General features: G+C 59.5%; 15 protein-coding genes. 6 read left to right on the top strand and 9 right to left on the bottom strand.

Translation table 11 applies throughout. From position 1 onward, the window contains the following. Nucleotides 1-501 precede the first annotated feature (501 nt). The 5 genes from AB4Z15_RS15360 (at nucleotide 502) to AB4Z15_RS15340 (ending at nucleotide 5,368) form a co-directional block, all read left to right on the top strand. Nucleotides 502-1,797: an MFS transporter gene (locus tag AB4Z15_RS15360; RefSeq protein ID WP_442017957.1), complete on the top strand. Its 1,296-nt coding sequence runs from the start codon at nucleotides 502-504 to the stop codon at nucleotides 1,795-1,797. 368 nt (nucleotides 1,798-2,165) lie between these two features. After that, a complete protein-coding gene (locus AB4Z15_RS15355) occupies nucleotides 2,166-2,957 on the top strand; it encodes a gamma-glutamyl-gamma-aminobutyrate hydrolase family protein (protein WP_442017956.1) in 792 nt (263 codons plus the stop codon). 215 nt (nucleotides 2,958-3,172) lie between these two features. After that, nucleotides 3,173-3,331 carry a hypothetical protein gene (locus AB4Z15_RS15350; RefSeq protein WP_442017955.1) on the top strand — a complete coding sequence of 53 codons (159 nt, stop codon included), beginning with the start codon at nucleotides 3,173-3,175 and terminating at the stop codon, nucleotides 3,329-3,331. Between the two features lie 38 nt (nucleotides 3,332-3,369). Continuing rightward, nucleotides 3,370-4,425, top strand: coding sequence for an NAD(P)-dependent alcohol dehydrogenase (locus tag AB4Z15_RS15345; protein WP_442017954.1), 1,056 nt, complete (start codon nucleotides 3,370-3,372; stop codon nucleotides 4,423-4,425). Continuing rightward, on the top strand, nucleotides 4,418-5,368 hold the full coding sequence (locus AB4Z15_RS15340; RefSeq protein ID WP_442017953.1) for a FadR/GntR family transcriptional regulator: 951 nt from the start codon (nucleotides 4,418-4,420) through the stop codon (nucleotides 5,366-5,368). Before AB4Z15_RS15345 ends, AB4Z15_RS15340 begins: the two co-directional genes overlap by 8 nt. A gap of 376 nt (nucleotides 5,369-5,744) precedes the next feature. Here the strand turns inward: AB4Z15_RS15340 and AB4Z15_RS15335 are convergent, their stop codons facing one another. From AB4Z15_RS15335 to AB4Z15_RS15320, 4 genes are all read right to left on the bottom strand, one after another. Beyond that, nucleotides 5,745-6,986 carry an amidohydrolase family protein gene (locus tag AB4Z15_RS15335; protein WP_442017952.1) on the bottom strand — a complete coding sequence of 414 codons (1,242 nt, stop codon included), beginning with the start codon at nucleotides 6,984-6,986 and terminating at the stop codon, nucleotides 5,745-5,747. A 931-nt stretch (nucleotides 6,987-7,917) separates the two neighbouring features. Beyond that, nucleotides 7,918-8,661, bottom strand: a complete 744-nt coding sequence (locus tag AB4Z15_RS15330; RefSeq protein ID WP_442017951.1) for an amino acid ABC transporter ATP-binding protein — start codon at nucleotides 8,659-8,661, stop codon at nucleotides 7,918-7,920. Continuing rightward, on the bottom strand, nucleotides 8,661-9,773 hold the full coding sequence (locus tag AB4Z15_RS15325; protein WP_442017950.1) for an amino acid ABC transporter permease: 1,113 nt from the start codon (nucleotides 9,771-9,773) through the stop codon (nucleotides 8,661-8,663). Before AB4Z15_RS15325 ends, AB4Z15_RS15330 begins: the two co-directional genes overlap by 1 nt. After that, the gene (locus AB4Z15_RS15320; protein ID WP_442017949.1) at nucleotides 9,770-10,642 is read right to left on the bottom strand and encodes an ABC transporter substrate-binding protein; all 873 of its coding nucleotides are present in this window, start codon (nucleotides 10,640-10,642) and stop codon (nucleotides 9,770-9,772) included. The genes AB4Z15_RS15325 and AB4Z15_RS15320 overlap by 4 nt, the downstream gene beginning before the upstream one ends. 433 nt (nucleotides 10,643-11,075) lie before the next feature. Between AB4Z15_RS15320 and AB4Z15_RS15315 the strand changes: the two genes are divergently transcribed. Continuing rightward, nucleotides 11,076-11,498 (top strand): substrate-binding domain-containing protein, encoded by a 423-nt coding sequence (locus AB4Z15_RS15315; RefSeq protein WP_442017948.1) that lies wholly within the window; start codon nucleotides 11,076-11,078, stop codon nucleotides 11,496-11,498. Here the strand turns inward: AB4Z15_RS15315 and AB4Z15_RS15310 are convergent. The 5 genes from AB4Z15_RS15310 to AB4Z15_RS15290 all read right to left on the bottom strand — a co-directional run bounded on the left by AB4Z15_RS15310 (nucleotide 11,495) and on the right by AB4Z15_RS15290 (nucleotide 16,552). Beyond that, nucleotides 11,495-12,988: an NAD-dependent succinate-semialdehyde dehydrogenase gene (locus AB4Z15_RS15310; RefSeq protein ID WP_442017947.1), complete on the bottom strand. Its 1,494-nt coding sequence runs from the start codon at nucleotides 12,986-12,988 to the stop codon at nucleotides 11,495-11,497. The two genes, AB4Z15_RS15315 and AB4Z15_RS15310, sit on opposite strands and share 4 nt — an antisense overlap. Next, nucleotides 12,981-13,892, bottom strand: a complete 912-nt coding sequence (locus AB4Z15_RS15305) for an alpha/beta fold hydrolase (protein ID WP_442017946.1) — start codon at nucleotides 13,890-13,892, stop codon at nucleotides 12,981-12,983. Before AB4Z15_RS15305 ends, AB4Z15_RS15310 begins: the two co-directional genes overlap by 8 nt. Continuing rightward, nucleotides 13,879-14,289: a hypothetical protein gene (locus AB4Z15_RS15300; RefSeq protein ID WP_442017945.1), complete on the bottom strand. Its 411-nt coding sequence runs from the start codon at nucleotides 14,287-14,289 to the stop codon at nucleotides 13,879-13,881. Before AB4Z15_RS15300 ends, AB4Z15_RS15305 begins: the two co-directional genes overlap by 14 nt. Nucleotides 14,290-14,377: 88 nt before the next feature. Next, entirely contained in the window at nucleotides 14,378-15,703 is a 1,326-nt protein-coding gene (locus tag AB4Z15_RS15295; protein ID WP_442017944.1) for an MFS transporter, read from the bottom strand. A gap of 171 nt (nucleotides 15,704-15,874) precedes the next feature. Next, nucleotides 15,875-16,552, bottom strand: coding sequence for a GntR family transcriptional regulator (locus tag AB4Z15_RS15290; RefSeq protein ID WP_442017943.1), 678 nt, complete (start codon nucleotides 16,550-16,552; stop codon nucleotides 15,875-15,877). Between the last annotated feature and the right edge of the window lie 16 nt (nucleotides 16,553-16,568).

Here is a 16,568-nt window from a genome sequence, read left to right as displayed (position 1 = left end):
CCACCGTATTCATTGACATATCAGACGCTACGCTTCTCTTTCTTCCGGGACCAGACCGTGAATTGACTCGCAAAACCTCCACCAGGCGATTCGACCGTGGAAGGGCCCTACAGAAGTAAATCAGCATCTTCACGCCGACGAACGGAGCCCCTTCGTTGGAAATAGATGCCGGTGCTGGATCCGACCATGCCGAAGTCGCTTTGCTCGGCGAACGGTCCTGCCATTACTACCGCGGCGGTGTCGGGCGAACGGTTCGCCACACGCCTGGGAGCCGCTAGCGCCTAAATCCTGCCTAGCGGCCTCACTTCACGTTTGGTTGAGACCTTGACAACCAAAGGGTGTGTGCTGTGTCATATTCCTAACGCCTAAAGGTATTAGGTGTGAACCACAAGCCTAATGCGCACACCCCATGGGCCTCAGTCCACGTCCACCCCCTGGTCCCCAAATCTCAGGGACTTTTCTCCGTTCTAAGACGCAGCACCCCACCCCATAGGAGTCATCGTGACCCAAGCTCCATCAACCGCGGCCAGGCCACCAGTTACTGCAGGCTCCATCCCGCGGCGGCAGCTCGCCGCCGCCGCCGTTGGAAACCTCATCGAGTTCTTCGACTGGAACGCGTACGTCTTTCTGGCGGTCTACTTTGCAAAGCAATTTTTCCCAGCGGATACGGATCCGATGGCTGCCTTGATTGCCACTTTCGGAATCATGGCCATAGGCTTCCTTGTGCGTCCGATTTCGGGTCTGGTCATCGGAAAGATCGCGGACCGCCTCGGACGCAGATTTGCCCTCATGCTGACCGTTTACGGCATGGGCGGCGCAGCCCTCGTGATCGGGCTGACCCCGACGTACGCCCAGATCGGCATAATGGCGCCCATCATCCTGATTCTTGCCCGAGTGGTCCAAGGGATCTGCATCGGTGGAGAGTTCGGCGCGGTGACTGCTTTCTCCATGGAAGTCGCTCCCGAAGGACGCCGCGGATTCATTTCGGGCGTGATCTACGCCGTCGCGTGCGCCGGTCAAATTCTGGTCACGCTTCTTGTCGCCCTCGCGACATGGACGCTCTCACCGGCAGACATGACCAGCTGGGGATGGCGTGCCATCTTCATCTTCGGCGCAATGCTGTCCTTTGCCGGTATCTGGATTCGGCGCGGAATGGCAGAGACAATCGACACCGAGCCTGCCAAGCACGAGCCGCTGGGGATCTTCGACGCCATCCGCCAGCATCCGAAAGCGACCCTGAAGGTCGTTGGCCTGACAATCGGCTACACGGCGATGACCTACGCATGGGGAAACTACATGCCGACTTACGCGGCGACCTATAAGGGCCTGGACCCCAAGTACGGGCTCGTTTCATTGGCAATAGCAGTGTCCATAGTCGGCGTCGCTTCCATCGGGATCGGCCGACTGACCGACCGCTTCGGCCGTAAGCCCATTCTGCTGACAGCAGGTGTCCTACTAACCGCTGGCACCGTACCCGCACTGGCGCTGCTCAACGACCAGCTCATTACCCTGGTTATCCTCCAGACGATCGCCATGAGTACCCTTGCTCTGATCGCCGTAACGGCGGCACCGACGTTCGCTGAAATGTTCCCGAAGAAGTTTCGCGCCGCAGGACTGGGCTTCCCATACGCCGCCACTGTGGGCCTCGTGGGCGGCACCACTCCACTGGTCGGCACTCAGTTTGTCGCTTGGGGAGCGCCCCTTGCATTCCCGTGGTACCTCACCGGTTTGATGGTCATCTCAGTCATCTTTTACGCAACCATGAAGGAAACTGCGTTCAAACCAATTCCCAGCTAGTAGCTGAACCTCTTCATCATGATCCGGTTTGGCCACGAGAGCAGGTGGTTTGATGCCGTTGGTGGCATCAAACCACCTGTTCTGGCGCATCCCTGATGGGCCCTGGCCAGAAACTGTCAGAGCCTTGATCGCCCCATCAGACCTGCCCTGGATGAACGCCGGCGGAGCTTTGGGCCCGAAAATCCCGTCAACTACACATCACAGTCAGGTTCGAGACACGCTCGCCGGAGACATGGCAGCCGCCTTGACATGTGCTCTGGTTGAGGATCATCCTTTTAAGGTATGCGGTGTAGACCTCATACCCTAAAAAATAAAAAAACTGCAGCCAATTCACTGCTCGCTAAACCCCTGAGGAGAACACCTTGACCATGACAGAACCAACTCGCCCGAGAATCGGCATTACAGCCCGGCTCTCCCGGTTGGGTTGTGGATCGAGTGACCCGGCCATGCAAGAGGCAGAAAAGGCTTTTGATTCGGTAGTCGCCCTGATTCTCGAATCCGGCGCCGAACCTGTCATCATCGGCCCTGGAACCGACGAGGAACTCATGGAGAGGTTCGCCCGCTGCCACGGATTCGTGCTCCCTGGCGGCGGAGATGTCAACCCTGTTCTATTCGGCGGCCCGGACGATGATCCGACCCTGTTCGGGGTCGACCCGGAACAAGACCGCATTGACATGGCTGCCATCCGATTCGGCCTCGACAACGGCCTGCCTGTGTTGGGCATCTGCCGCGGGATGCAGTTATTGAACGTTGCCCGTGGCGGTTCCCTGCACACCGACCTGCGTCCCAGCAGCGTCTCCCACTACGAATTGCGCCATAACAACACCATGGATTTTGCGGTTCACGAAGCTGAGCTGGAGGCCGAAAGCCGGGTTTCAGCCGTCTTTGTAGGCGCAGCCCGGATTAAGGTCGCGTCATTCCACCATCAAGCCATCAATATCCTCGGTGACGGCCTGCGCGTCACAGCCCACGCCGACGACGGTCTCGCCGAAGCCATCGAACTCACCGGAGAAAACTGGGTGCTTGGTATCCAGTGGCACCCGGAGGCAAACCTGCCTGAGGCCGAACTGGGGCAACCGCTCTTCACCGCACTGAAAAAGGAGGCGGAGCTAACGCTCCTTCGCCTGACGACTCCCAACTTCGAATGCCAGGAGGCCTAACATCATGAGCAAGATTGTGGACTTCATCCGCCCCGCAGAGCGACTGGACAGCGTCCGGCCCTCGACCATTCGCGGCCGTCTTCAATCGTTCCGTGCAGATTGAGAGCCCGGCAACTACTACCCGGCCACCGTCCTGACCGATATCCCCGCCAATGCGGATGTCCGCACCGAAAAAATCTTTGGCCCCGTCGCAGGGATTTACACCTTCGAGATGGGTGGCAGACGCTCTCGACGCCGACATGACCGCACCACCGCCGGCCCGCAGCCGGCCCCTCCCCCTCGGTGGAACAAACCAATCCGGACTCCACGGGCACGCGGGCACCGAAGGCCTCGAGGCCTGCCAGGAAACGAAATACACCGGAATCCTGCTCTAAGAACCAGCCCACCCCATACTCCCCGAACTGGAGCCGCTTTGTACACCGTACCTGCTTATTCCGCCGCCGGCCCCGGCGAACCGCTCATTCTCACCACTGTGGAACGACGGGAGCCTGGGCCTAGCGACGTCCTGATCGAAATCAAGTACGCCGGCATTTGCCATTCGGATATTCACACGGTTCGGGGCGACTGGGGAGCCCAGAAGTATCCACTCTGCCCCGGCCACGAGATAGCCGGCATCGTTGCGGGCAAGGGCTCCGACGTGACCCGGTACGCCGTCGGCGACAGAGTGGGCGTCGGATGCTTGGTCGATTCCTGCCGCGAATGTGCGCACTGTCTCGCGGGTCAGGAGCAGTACTGCCTGAACGGTGGCGTCGGCACGTATGGTTACATTGACCGCGACGGGAGTATCACACAGGGCGGTTACTCCACTCACGTTGTAGTGACAGAGGCATTCGTACTTCGAATCCCGGACGCGCTAGCCCTTGACGTGGCTGCGCCACTGCTCTGTGCGGGCATCACCACATACTCGCCGTTGCGCCACTGGGGAGCGGGCGCTGGGCGGAAAGTGGCCATTGTTGGCATGGGCGGCCTGGGGCACGTGGCCATCAAGATTGCGGCCGCCCTAGGTGCCGAAGTCACAGTCCTGTCCCAGTCACTCGCCAAGCAAGAGGATGGGCATCGTTTTGGAGCAACCACTTACAAGGCAACCAGCGACCCGGAGACCTTCAAAGAGCTAAGCGGAGTCTTCGACCTTATCCTCAACACCGTCAGCGCACCGATCGACATTGACGCGTACCTCGGGATGCTGGCGTTCAAGGGAACTTTGGTAAACGTAGGAGCCCCAGCTCAGCCCTTGCCCGTCAACGTCTTTTCGTTGCTCCGCAACCGGCGCTCGTTTGCCGGCTCGGCCATTGGGGGCATTTCTGAAACCCAGGAAATGCTCGACTTCTGCGCCGAACACGCCATCGGCGCGGAGGTGGAGGTTATCTCAGCCCGGGACGTCAACGACGCTTACCGACGAGTCATCGATTCTGATGTCAGATACCGTTTCGTCATCGACGCCACCACTATCGCCGGAAGCAGTGAGTAGGGTCACAACTGGCATTTTCCATGACCCTCTGGGAGAGGATGGCATCCCCAAGACCGAGGTGACCACTGCTGCAATCCATGGTCCGAGGTCCTTCCGGAAGGACGATGGGCCGACGCCGGACCGCCGCCGGCAATCCGTGGAGGAGGTGCTCGGCGATCTCAAGGAGTTGCAGGCAAACAAAAAATTTGCTGAAGTCTGGGCTACCTCCAGCAAAAGGACACCCTTTGGCCTTAAGCTGGGACCTATGTCCGATCAAGTAACTTCCGTCTCTGTTCCCCAAGGCGTGGCCGAATACGTCAAAGGCTTGATACATCGCGGCGAACTGGGCCCGGGTGACAGGCTCCCTCCGGAGCGGCAGCTCGCAGAATCTCTCGGCGTGGCAAGAGTAAGTTTGCGGGAGGCCTTCAAACAGCTTCAGGAAGAGGGCTACATCGTGGCCCGCCGGGGCAAGAGCGGCGGTAACTTCGTTACGGCCCTAAGCCAACCGCTCGCCGAATGGCGCCGGAACATGCTCGAACGCGAAGATGAGCTGGACGATCTCACAACGATGAGAGTTGCCGTAGAGTGCCACGCGGCTAGCTTGGCAGCATCGCGTCGGACATCAGCCGACTTGGAAGCTATGCTCGCCGCGATTCACCAGCAAGCCGCCGCTACCAACCACACCGAGTTCCGGTTGGCGGATGCTTCCTTCCACGATGCAGTTGCCAAGGCGGCAGGGAGCAAAAGGCTGGAAAACGCGGTCCGGCACGCCCGCAGTGAATTATTCAGCCCCGCGGACATGTTGGACCACCCCGATCCAATGGAAGATGATCAACTGCAACACAAGCTCGTGTTCGAAGCCATACGGGACGGTGATCCCTCACGCGCACATCAAGCGATGCAGGATCACATTGAGCACACACGGCAAGAGATCCGCCGAGTCATCGAAAGCGGACGCAAATAGTTTCCACTTCCGTCCCCTAATCGAGTAGCAGAGCGGGGCAGGGGGAACCGCGCTAAGCCGTCCTGGGCGGTGCCCGCCGCCACCCTGGCAGCGCCATCGCAGTGCCTTACTGTCTAGAATGATTCTGACCAGTCCTCCGCTGCCATCCTTCAATCAAGACAGCATAGGGATTCATCTAGGCATGGATCCATGCAGCTTCGAGACTTCCCGCCTCTACCCCACCGCCTAAATACGATGGCAGTCTCGACCAACAGATTCACTCATGACGAGGCGTAGAATCCGCTGTCGGGCAGTAGATGGCGGTGGCTGGCGGTACGCGAGTGTCCCAACTGAACCTCCTGATTCAGCTGGGACGTGTAACCGGGCAGGCCATGCGCTAGGAGTGCGGGTGGTACTTCGGCGCAACAACCGCATCGTTCCATGACCTTGTGGACGTAAATTCGGGATGATACTCGGCGCCCCTTGTCACGACCCCCATCACGTTTCGAAGAGAGGCAAGGTTCCTGCGGGGTTCACCCATGATGGCAACGAGATCCGCGTCATGGCCCGGGGACAAGGCCCCTGTCACACCCTTCAAACCCAAGGAAGTCGCCGCAGAAGCCGTGGCCGCCAGCAGCACCTCATCATTGGTCATGCCCAGTGCCGCCATGCCCTCCAGGCCAGCCACATATTCAAGATGGCTCGCGTGACCGATACCGGCATCCGTACCGGCAACAATCCGAATGCCTTGGTCCACGAACTTACGCATCATGTCGAACGGCACAAATTCGCTGCCATCCATTACGGTGAACCACGCGATGTTCAGGGTTGAGCAGACGAAAACGCCACGGCTCGCCGCCAGCTGAATAAGTTCGGGACGTTCCTGCCGCGATCCGTCCGCCATCCGGAAGCTGAAATGCTCCAAGCTGTCCACTCCAGCTTCGATGGCGCGACGGATACCTTCTTCGCCGTGGGCATGCGCCGTGACCATAAGGCCATAGCGATGTGCTTCCTCGACGATGGCCCGCAGCTCCTCAAGCGTGAACTGAGGCTGCGAGGGCATCGTTCCGGGAGTCAGGTCTCCACCGGTCGACATGATCTTTATGCAGTCTGCCCCGTCACGCCGGGCGGCTCTGACCTTGCGCCGGACTTCCTCCACACCTTCACACTCACCACCGAAGAACCAGCAATGACCCCCCGTGATGGTCAGAGGCGCCGTGACCGTCAAGAGGCGGGGGCCCCTAGCGTAGCCTGAATCAATTGCCCTCTTCGCTGCCTGGTCCAAGAGATCAGGCGCGCCCAGATCACGCGCCGTCGTCACACCAGCGCTGAGCAACTCCCGGGCGTTTTTCAACATGCATGCGAATTTTTGGCGGTCATCTGAATTGTTAAATGCGGTCAGCGGGTCCGGACTCCCATCCAAGGCCAAGTGAACGTGTGTGTCTATTAGCCCGGGAAGGATCGTGGACCCCGGCCCGAAATCGCGTAAGGAATGGCCTTCGCCGACCAAGTCGCCCAGAGGCGCCAGCGCAATGATCTTGCTGCCGTCCACAAGAATCCCTGAGCCGTGGAAAGACTCAATGGAGACTCCTCCATGGTCAGCCGTGATCAGCGTTTCTGCCGTATAGATCGTGCCCACTGAAGTCCTTTCAACGTGCCTTTGTCGGCACGCGGCGGTTTGTCACAACAGCGGCTCTCCGGGTGGACCTGCAAGACGCCAGCCGGGAGGAGCTACTCCGTGCTCCGGCCGACCGCATTGTTGTGCGCGCTGTTTAGCTAAATTAGACAAGGTATTAGGTGTGTACCATACACCTTATGTTGATGGCAGGCAACGGCGTCTCAATCACATCTTCCGACCTGATGTTCCTACGACTCCTCAAGAGGACGATGCAATAAACGAAACCTTTGATCTTCGAGCATCGCCCGGGCCAAATCTGGACGCGCCGGCGCCGGGGCAACGCGTCACATTCCGGAAACCAAACGGTGAATCGGGGATCAATAAGCGGTCTTGGGACAACGCCAGCACCTCCCCAGTGCCTGGAACTGTCCTGCTGAGGATCCCCGGCCCGACGTCCCGGCAGCCGAAGTATATGGAAAGTCGAAGCATGCGCCGTCGCTCCCGCCGGAATCCGGGAGGTGTGGGCCCTGGCGTGCGGTTAAGATGCCTTCAGCTACTACATTGTCGTCCGGCCAGAGAGACCGGCGGCAACTTTGCCAGCGCAGGAGCCAGCCGCTGCAGAATGGCGCCGCAGCATGCTTTGAAGTGCAGAGCAGCTGGACGACCTTACAACCGTGAGAGTTGCCATAGAGTGCGTGCCGCGACTTTGGCAGCAACGCGGCGAACAGTAACGGTCTTGACGCCATGCTGGCTGCAATCAGCCAGCATGGCCTCTGCATCCAATTCACGAAGATGGCCCGGCCGGCCTCCTCTTGTGAGGAAGCCTGCCGGGCAGCTTTATGTTTCAGTTTTCGAGCCATGGAAAGACTTGGGAACTTGTGGAATGCTCTCCCGCGAGTGCCGGACTAACCATCCGGCCGGTTGAAGCGTGTGTCGTGGGTCGATCCAGGGTTTAGAGGCGCCCGGCCTCCACAATCTGGCGAAGGAATTCGCGCGTCCGTGGCTGCACGGGGTCGCCGAACACCTGTTCGGGAGGGCCTTGTTCCAAGAGGCGTCCTTGTTCCAAAAAGACGACAAGGTCAGAAACTTCGCGCGCGAAGTGCATTTCATGTGTCGCCAGCATCATGGTCATCCCATCTGCCGCGAGCTCACGAACTATGTTGAGAACCTCAGCGACTAGCTCTGGGTCAAGTGCGGAGGTGATTTCGTCCAGAAGCACAGCTTTGGGCTCCATCGCGAGTGTTCGCATAATCGCTACACGCTGCTGCTGGCCCCCGGAAAGTTGTTCGGGGAAATAGCTCGAGCGGTTTCCGAGGTTGACCCGCTCGAGGAGTGCGTAGGCGCGTTCACGCGCTACATCAGGGCGAAGTCCCAGGAGCTTGATCGGACCAAGGGCAACGTTATCCAATACGCTCATGTGCGGGAAGAGGTTGAATGACTGGAATACCATTCCTACCGCCCGGCGCAGACTATTGACGTTCACCCCGGGGCCACTGACCACGTCTCCGTCAATGCGGATCTCGCCTGTATCTATCGGCTCCAGAGCATTAATGCAGCGCAGCAAGGTCGATTTGCCCGATCCGGAGGCACCAATCAAGGTGACGACCTGATGGCGCTCGACCTGGAGGTCGATGCCTTGCAGCACGGTGTGGGCGCCGTAACTTTTATGCAGGCCGGCCAACTCAATGAACGACATTATTTACCTCCCTTTCGTCCGCGGCGGGTAACGCCTCGCGCCAGCATCCAATCAACGAAGCGGGTTTGCGGGATAGTGATCAGAATGAAGAGTACGGCGACAACTGTTACTGACGAGAGGTTGAAGTTCGCCGATGAATAGAATTTGGCCTGGTTGAACGCATCCATGGTGCCAATAATGTTTACCAGCGAAGTGTCCTTCTGAAGAGAAATGAACAAGCTAAGCAGCGGCGGGATCACGCCCCGCACCGCTTGGGGCAAGATAACAAATCGGAGCGTCTTGCCGAACGAGAAGCCGAGCGAACGGGAAGCGGACCACTGGGACGGATGGATTGCTTCTATGCCCGCCCTATAGGTCTCGGCGGTATAGGCGCTGAAAGTCAGAGTCAGCGCGATGATCGCGAACCATTCCGGCGGCAGATCGGACAATACTGGAAGCTGCAGCAGAGGCAAGCCGAAACCTACCAAGTAGATGACGATGATCGCCGGCACTGCGCGCAGGCAATCGATGTAGGCGATGGCAATGGCCCGAACAGGCCGCCAGGCATTTCCGGGGGCAAGGCGAGCTACTGCCAGCAGCAGACCGAAAGTAAGAACGAAGATCTCGGTGATGACCGCAATCCAAATGTTCAGGCCGAAGGCTGCGAAGATGTCACCTACGCTTTCAGCCATGAAGTCCCAGCGCAGGAAGGTCCTCTGGATGATGGCTTCGTTTACGGTGACCAGCACCGCACCTGTGATGACGATGAGGACTGCAATGCCGAGCCCGAAGGTGAAGGTCGCATCATGCAGGGATGCTGCGCCACTCGCCCGGGCGTCGAGAATCCGTCCTTCACGCACTTCCTTGGAAGCACGGAGAGACCGGCGCAAGGACCGCACCGCGATCCACAACACGGCAGCTGCCGACAATACGCCGACAGTACTCAAAAGCCAGCCGACAACATACGTGGTGGTGCCTTCTTCGGAGCCATTCATCGCGGCGGCACCGAGTGCCGCGACTGAAAGTACGAGGAACAGGGCGAAAACTGCAGCCGCCGCCGAAAGAGCGAGACTCCTTGGCGGAGGGCTGAGACGTGGCGCCGCCGCTAGAGGCGAGGCAGCAATCGACGTCACTTGACGACCCAGAACGGGACGGAATTAGGGTCAACTCCGAACGTGGGCTGAAGGTAGTCAGCGGCTAGAGACTTCAGTGTCCCGTCAGAATCCAGGTCGCCGACGGCCTTGTCGACAGCCGCGGTATTCTCCGAGTTGCGCGGAAGCACAACGCCGTAGCCCTGATCGAGAGCTATCTGACCCGTTACGGCGAGAGCACCCCCTGTCTCTTTCACGCTGGTCAGGGCGATTGTTGTGTCGGTAACGACTGCGTCGACCTGTCCGGCACTGAGCGCAGTGAAGATGTCCGCAGCGGATTGGAAGACTGCTGCGGACTTGGTGGGCTTGAGCACTTCTGCCACCCACTGTGCGCCTACGTTGCCCTGGAGGACTGCGATCTTCGAGTCACGGAGGGTGTCGGCCGTGACGTTTGAATCCTTCTTGGTCGCTATGCCAAGGTTTGAGGAAAAATACCTCCGTGAGAAGTCAAAAACTTCCTTGCGCTTATCGGTAATTGTCACTGTTGCCAGTCCAATGTCGTAGCCGGATGCCGTTCCGGAGATGAACTGATCCCATGCAAAGTTTTTCAGTTGAACTGATTTGAGGCCGGCACGGTGGGCGATATCTGCGGCCATGCAGTATTCAAATCCGCTCTTGACCGAATCGGGGTTAGTGCCATTGGACCATCCAGGGTTTGGCAGAACGACGGCGACCGTCAGGACATCGGGCTTTTGAGTTTTGAGCTTGATGCTGTCCGGCTGGCCAGTGACTTTGCAGTCTCCGAAGCCGGAGGCGCTGCTGGACGAGCTCGAGTTTGCGTTGCCACCACATGCGGTCAGGGCGAGAGCCCCGATCGTCACAGCGACGGCGGCAAGGAAGTGCTTCTTCATCTGGATGCTCCCAAGGAGAGTAGTGAGAAAGGACGGCAGCCTAAAGGTGCGACAGAGACCGCAGTGAATAGATAGCCCATCCTTGGCGTAATGGTCCTAGATATGGTCCATTGGCCTCCAAACTATGAAACATGACACAGTTTCAGGTGTCAAGGGCTTCTAAGTGTCGGAGCCGAAGGTCGAGCGCAGCGGCTTGACATCACCTCACAAACCCGCCATTCTTGTAAGGTATTTGGATCACACCTAATACCTAATTCCCTTAAACCGACGCTAACCGGTCGACACCTCGCTCAAGGGCACATTTCGGCCATATCTGCGACGCAGTTCCCGCTGATCGGCATTCCAGTCCGCCTCTCCGGCCTTGGTTGCGGGGTCCCCCGTCCGCACGAGGGTGAGAGTGCTTTTGATCCAGCGGTCGCCCTGATTGGGCTGCGTGGGTCGCGGAGCGGCCCACGTCCGTCTTCGTCAGTTCGGACCAACAGGCAGTGTGCTGCTGTGCGCCCTCCACGAAGCTGGCCTGCGAGTACTGGAAGACCTCGCGGTTTTCGCTTTTGATGGCTCACCCGAATCCGAATACACTTGGCCCCGGCTTAGTACAGTCGCCCGGCCCGTGAAGGACCTCGGACAAACCGCCCTGGAAGCCCTCCTGGCCCCCCGGCTGGAAGCGAAACCCAAACCAAGATCTTCCCCAGCGAACTCGTACTGCGCACATCCTGTGGCTGCCACTGACACCAACAAAGCCTTCCCGACGACTTTCTTAGGCATGGAATGGCCCCCGCCCCTGTTGCGAGCAAAGGGCGGGGGCCAGCGTGAGGGCGACGATCAGCGCTTATCAGCGCGAGGACATCGCGTTTAGACTGCGTACGGGTCGGGGATGGCGATGTACTGCGCAGTGGTGTATTCGGCGAGGCCTTCGGCGCCACCTTCCCGGCCGAGTCCGGACTGCTTGACGCCACCGAACGGAGCCGCAGCGTTGGAGATCATGCCGCTGTTGAATCCGACCATGCCGAACTCGATCTGCTCGGCGACCCGTAGCATTCGGGCGTGGTCGCGGGTGAAGAGATACGACGCCAACCCGTACTCCGATGCATTCGCGAGTCGGATGGCTTCTTCCTCGGTTTGGAAAGTCGCGACCGGAGCAACGGGACCAAAGATCTCGCTGGCCAGGATCGTTGCATCGTGCGGGACGTTGGCCAGAACGGTGGGCGGATAGAAGTAGCCCGCGCCGTCGCGCGGTGCCCCGCCGGTTGCCACAGTGGCGCCCTGCTCTACTGCTTCGGTGACAAGAGCGTGGATGTCCTTGCGGGCGCCGCCGTCGATGATGGGGCCGACGGCGGTGCCCGGGTCAGTGCCTCGGCCCAGCGTCAGTGAACCCATGGCCGCAGCGAACTTCGAGGTGAATTCGCCGGCCACTGTCTCGTGGACGAGGAAACGGTTGGCTGCGGTGCAGGCTTCGCCCATGTTGCGCATCTTCGCTGCCATCGCGCCTTGTACAGCCTTGTCCACGTCGGCGTCCTCGAACACGATGAACGGAGCATTGCCGCCCAACTCCATCGAGGTGCGGAGCACGTTGTGCGACGCGTCCGCAAGTAACCGTCGGCCTACCGGCGTCGAACCCGTGAAGGAGACCTTCCGAAGGCGCGAGTCCTTCATCAGGGGCCCCGAGATCGCTGACGCGGATGATGAAGCGACGACGTTCAGCACGCCGGCAGGCAGGCCTGCTTCCTGCATCACCTGGGCGAACAACAGCGACGTCAGCGGTGTGAACTTGGCTGGCTTGAGGACCATGGTGCAGCCGGCCGCAATGGCCGGAGCAACCTTTCGAGTGGCCATCGCCAGCGGGAAGTTCCACGGTGTAATCAGCAGGCACGGCCCCACGGGCTTGCGCTGGACCAGTATCTTGTTCTTCCCCTCAGGGGACGTGAGGTACCGGCCGTAATCGCGGACGGTCTCCTCTGAGAACCAGCGCAGGAACTCGGCGCCATAGGTCACTTCGCCGCGTGCCTCAGCCAGAGGCTTACCCATCTCCAGGGTCATCAGCAGCGCAAAGTCTTCGGCCCGTTCGGTGACAAGTTCAAAACCGCGACGCAGGATTTCCGCCCGGACGCGAGGCGCCGTCCGTGCCCAGGACGCTTGAACGGCGTCGGCAGCATCCAGTGCTGCCATCGCATCGGCGCTGGTGGCGTCTGCGATCTCCAGAAGCTTCTTTCCGGTTGCGGGGTCTTCGACGACGAACTTACCGCCACCGCTGGCATCGCGCCACTGGCCATTGATCAGCAATCCAGTGGGAACAGTCGAGAGCAGAAGGCGCTCAAGTTCAGGGGTGACAGTGGCCGTTTCAGACATTGTGGATTCCTTCCAAAGCAAGTGGGTCGAGATCACTGACGACGTCTGGGTGGAGCTCATCAAGGATCGGCAGCAGGTGAGTCTTGAACAGCGGGTAGTTCTCGGCCATCGGGAAGTGCCCGATGTCCTTCATCGCGCCACCCTTGGCCCCCGGAATTTCGGCGATGGCATCTGCGGTGTCGGCTGGAGTGCAGGCGTGATCGTATTCGCCCGTGAGAAGGTACACGGGGCAGGCTTCGGTGTCGATCTCGTGGCCCCTTCCCCTCAGGTCCAGATCCTGAGAGTAGAAGTAGGTGTCACCCCGGTAAATCCCCGGGCCACCTTGACTGTAGATCCACCAAACCTCTCGCCGGGAAACCTCAGGGCTTTGCGGCGCCATGAGGCTCGACGTCCAGGTGGGCACAGATTGCTGGGCATTAACATCCGGCCGCAGGGACCAGTCCTGGAAGCGCCCGTTGACCTTGAGCGCTCCTGACAGGCCAATGACTCCGCCGATTTCGTCAGCGTGCCTGCGAGCCAATTCGAGCACGAGGGACCCAGCCATGGAACAACCAATCACTGTCGGTTGATCCAGGTTCAGGGCGGCGGCAAAGTCGCGGACAATAGCGACGTAAGCATCGGCGGTGAGTAGATATTCTTCTTCCCACCACCCTTCGGGTGGGAGTGACCGGCCGTGCCAGGGAAGGTCGAACGCTACCACTCGGAATCGGCTGGTGATCTCCGGATCATTAAGCAGGTGCCGGAACTGTCGGGAATCCGCTCCCGCCGTGTGCAGGCAAAGCAGGACAGGTCCGGTGCCGGCTTCTTCGAAGTAAATGCGCTGCTCCCGGCCCGACGAGCGCAGGTTCACGTAGCGGCCAACGACATCTTCGAATCGGGCTGCTGAAATCTCAGTGCTGGACATGGAGAGCCTTTCCGAGGTCCACGAGGCGTGAGAGGACCCTCAAGTTGCGGACGAGTTCGACGTCGGAACCGCCTAGCGTTACATCCGGGCTGTTCTTTCCGAGCGCAAGTAGGTCATGCAGCAACGGTTTAGGTTGGGGGTCGAAGATCTGTCCCCAGCCAACTGGTGTGGCCGAAATTACAATGTGGTCAAGCGGCAAGTCTTTCCAGGGCGTGGGAATGAGGCTGGAACCGTGGAAGTTCAGGGCAACCCGCCAATGGCCTGGCGAAACGGCGTCAATCCAGAAGTTGCTGTATCTGCCGATGACCTGAAGCTCCCGATCACCGCGCACTGCATTGGCTAGATGGGTGAACCACAATTCCGAAATGGCAGGGGGTGTGCCGGTAGTTGAAGTCATGAAATATCTTTCTGCGTTCGGGGACGGACTCACAGTGCTCGGTTGGGAGGCCCGGACAATAGCCCCGGCCCTGCAACCGCGATAAGACTCAGATGCTTAGTTCGTCCACGCGGACGGCGGAGTTGGCCCTGCTGTCACGAATTGTTTTTGCAGTGACGATGGCGATGAAACCCAGCGCTGCCGAGATGACCATGTACCAAGCGACCGCGTTGCTGGACTGATACTGCTGAATCAGGAGGGTCGCGATGATCGGCACTGGTGCGGAAGTGACGATGCCACCGAGCTGATATGCGAGGGACGTCCCTGTGTAACGCACTTCCGTGGGAAAGAGTTCTGCCGTGAAACCTGAGATCACACCATACGAGACCCCATGAAGGATGGGAAGCGCGATCACGAGGGCCAAAAGGATCCCCCAAAAGGTTCCCGTGCTGAAGAGAGCGAAGACCGGAAAGGCACCCAATCCCACCAGGACGCAGCCGGTCAGCAGGACCTTCTTCTGGCTGTACTTATCCGCGAAGGTGGCGAAGAAGGGCAACGTGAATACCTGAAGTGAGGCGGCGATCATCAGCGCAACGAAGATCGTGCTTGACGGGATGCCGAGCTGTTTGGGGCCATAGCTGACCAGGAACACGGTTGCGATGTAGAACGTAAAGTTCGGAGCGAACCCGCAGAGAATACCGTGCATGAGTGAGCGCTTGTGGTGCTTGAAGACCTCGAACGCCGGTACCTTGGGGACTTCGTTCTTTTCCTGGATTTCCAGGAACTCAGGAGACTCGGTGACTTTGAGCCGGATCCATAGGCCAATGATGACCAGCAAGATGGAGGCAACAAAGGGAATCCGCCAACCCCAGGACAGAAGCTGGTCCTGAGGCATGAGGGCAATAAGAGCAAAGGTGCCGCTGGAGAGAACCGTGCCGGCCGGGACGCCGGCCTGGGGGAAGCTGGCAAAGAATGCACGCTTGTTGGCTGGGGCGTGCTCCAAAGACATCAGTACGGCGCCTCCCCATTCACCGCCGACAGCGAAGCCCTGAAGGAAGCGGCAGACGACGAGCAGGATCGGAGCCCAGATACCGATGGTCGCGTAGTTGGGTAGCAAGCCAACGACCAACGTGCCAAGTCCCATCGCCAGCACCGACCAAACGAGCATCTTCTTCCGGCCGATCTTGTCACCAAAATGTCCAAAGAAGGCGCCACCGAAAGGGCGGGCGATGAAAGCGACCGCAAAGGTGGCAAATGAGGCAAGCGTGCCTGCGAACGGGTCCAAGGTTGGGAAAAACTGGCTGTTCAGCACCAAGACTGTGGCGGCACCAAAGATGTAGTAGTCATACCACTCAATAGTGGTGCCGATGAAGCTGGCCATGGCGACCTTGGCCGGTGAAGGCGGCGACGCCAGTGTCGCGGATGATGCGCGCATTACGCTCAACCTTTCGAAGCAGAGTTGGAGAACCAGCTAGAGCTGGAGGTCATAAGACCGTATTACGGTCTTATGAGCTTAGAGGCCCTGTGTGACCCACGTCAACCGCGACGAAACAAAAAAGGCCCCGCTTCCGCCATAGGACGGAACGGGGCCAGAAAGGTGCCGGAATCAATTCGCCCGAAGTTTACGCATCTCCCCCAAGGCGGCTTCGGCAGCATTGCGAACATGCTCTTCGCACGCCGAACGGGCTTCATCAGGATCGCGATTGACGGCCGCCGCAGCCGTGATCCGGGTTATCTCAGCGATGGTGCGGGCGTCGCGGCCGGGTGACGCCAAGGAAAGCGTTCGGAGCATCTGCGTCCGCGCATTGACGCTTCGCAACATTCGTGCGATCTCAGCATTTCCCGTGCCGTCCAGAAGAACGTCGTAGTAGCGATCCTTCGCGGCTAGACGCTTTTCGGGGTCTCCTGAAGCCACTGCGGCTTTGACTTCGCCCAATCGGGAGACCAGCTCCGCGCACTGCGAATCGCTTGCCCGCTCCGCGAAGAGACTGCCAGCGAGGGATTCGAGGGCGCGGCGGACTTCGTACAGACTTTCCGCGTCATGGATGCTGAGCGTGGCAACTTCGGGACCCCGATTCGGAACCATTGTCACGAGGCCCTCAGACTCGAGCTGCCTTAGAGCTTCGCGTATCACGGTCCGACTCACGGAGTATTTCTCGCACATTACCGTTTCAACGAGTCGGTCGCCCGGAGCAAATTCCTGGGCAACAATGGCGCGGCGTAGCGCGTTAACCACTTCCGTACGGAGCGGCGCTGCTGTCCTGCGGATAGCGTCAATAGTCATGGCATTCCTTCTAAAG

This window comes from Paenarthrobacter sp. 2TAF44 (genome assembly GCF_052114885.1).
Lineage (GTDB): Bacteria > Actinomycetota > Actinomycetes > Actinomycetales > Micrococcaceae > Arthrobacter.
This window is presented reverse-complemented; position numbering and strand designations above follow the sequence as displayed.

Excerpts from the sequence above, each read along its gene's own strand:
- AB4Z15_RS15305 (WP_442017946.1), bottom strand. The coding sequence starts at position 13,892 with ATGTCCAGCACTGAGATTTCAGCAGCCCGATTCGAAGATGTCGTTGGC.
- AB4Z15_RS15295 (WP_442017944.1), bottom strand. The coding sequence starts at position 15,703 with ATGCGCGCATCATCCGCGACACTGGCGTCGCCGCCTTCACCGGCCAAG.
- AB4Z15_RS15290 (WP_442017943.1), bottom strand. The coding sequence starts at position 16,552 with ATGACTATTGACGCTATCCGCAGGACAGCAGCGCCGCTCCGTACGGAA.
- AB4Z15_RS15310 (WP_442017947.1), bottom strand. The coding sequence starts at position 12,988 with ATGTCTGAAACGGCCACTGTCACCCCTGAACTTGAGCGCCTTCTGCTC.
- AB4Z15_RS15330 (WP_442017951.1), bottom strand. The coding sequence starts at position 8,661 with ATGTCGTTCATTGAGTTGGCCGGCCTGCATAAAAGTTACGGCGCCCAC.
- AB4Z15_RS15355 (WP_442017956.1), top strand. The coding sequence starts at position 2,166 with ATGACAGAACCAACTCGCCCGAGAATCGGCATTACAGCCCGGCTCTCC.
- AB4Z15_RS15320 (WP_442017949.1), bottom strand. The coding sequence starts at position 10,642 with ATGAAGAAGCACTTCCTTGCCGCCGTCGCTGTGACGATCGGGGCTCTC.
- AB4Z15_RS15300 (WP_442017945.1), bottom strand. The coding sequence starts at position 14,289 with ATGACTTCAACTACCGGCACACCCCCTGCCATTTCGGAATTGTGGTTC.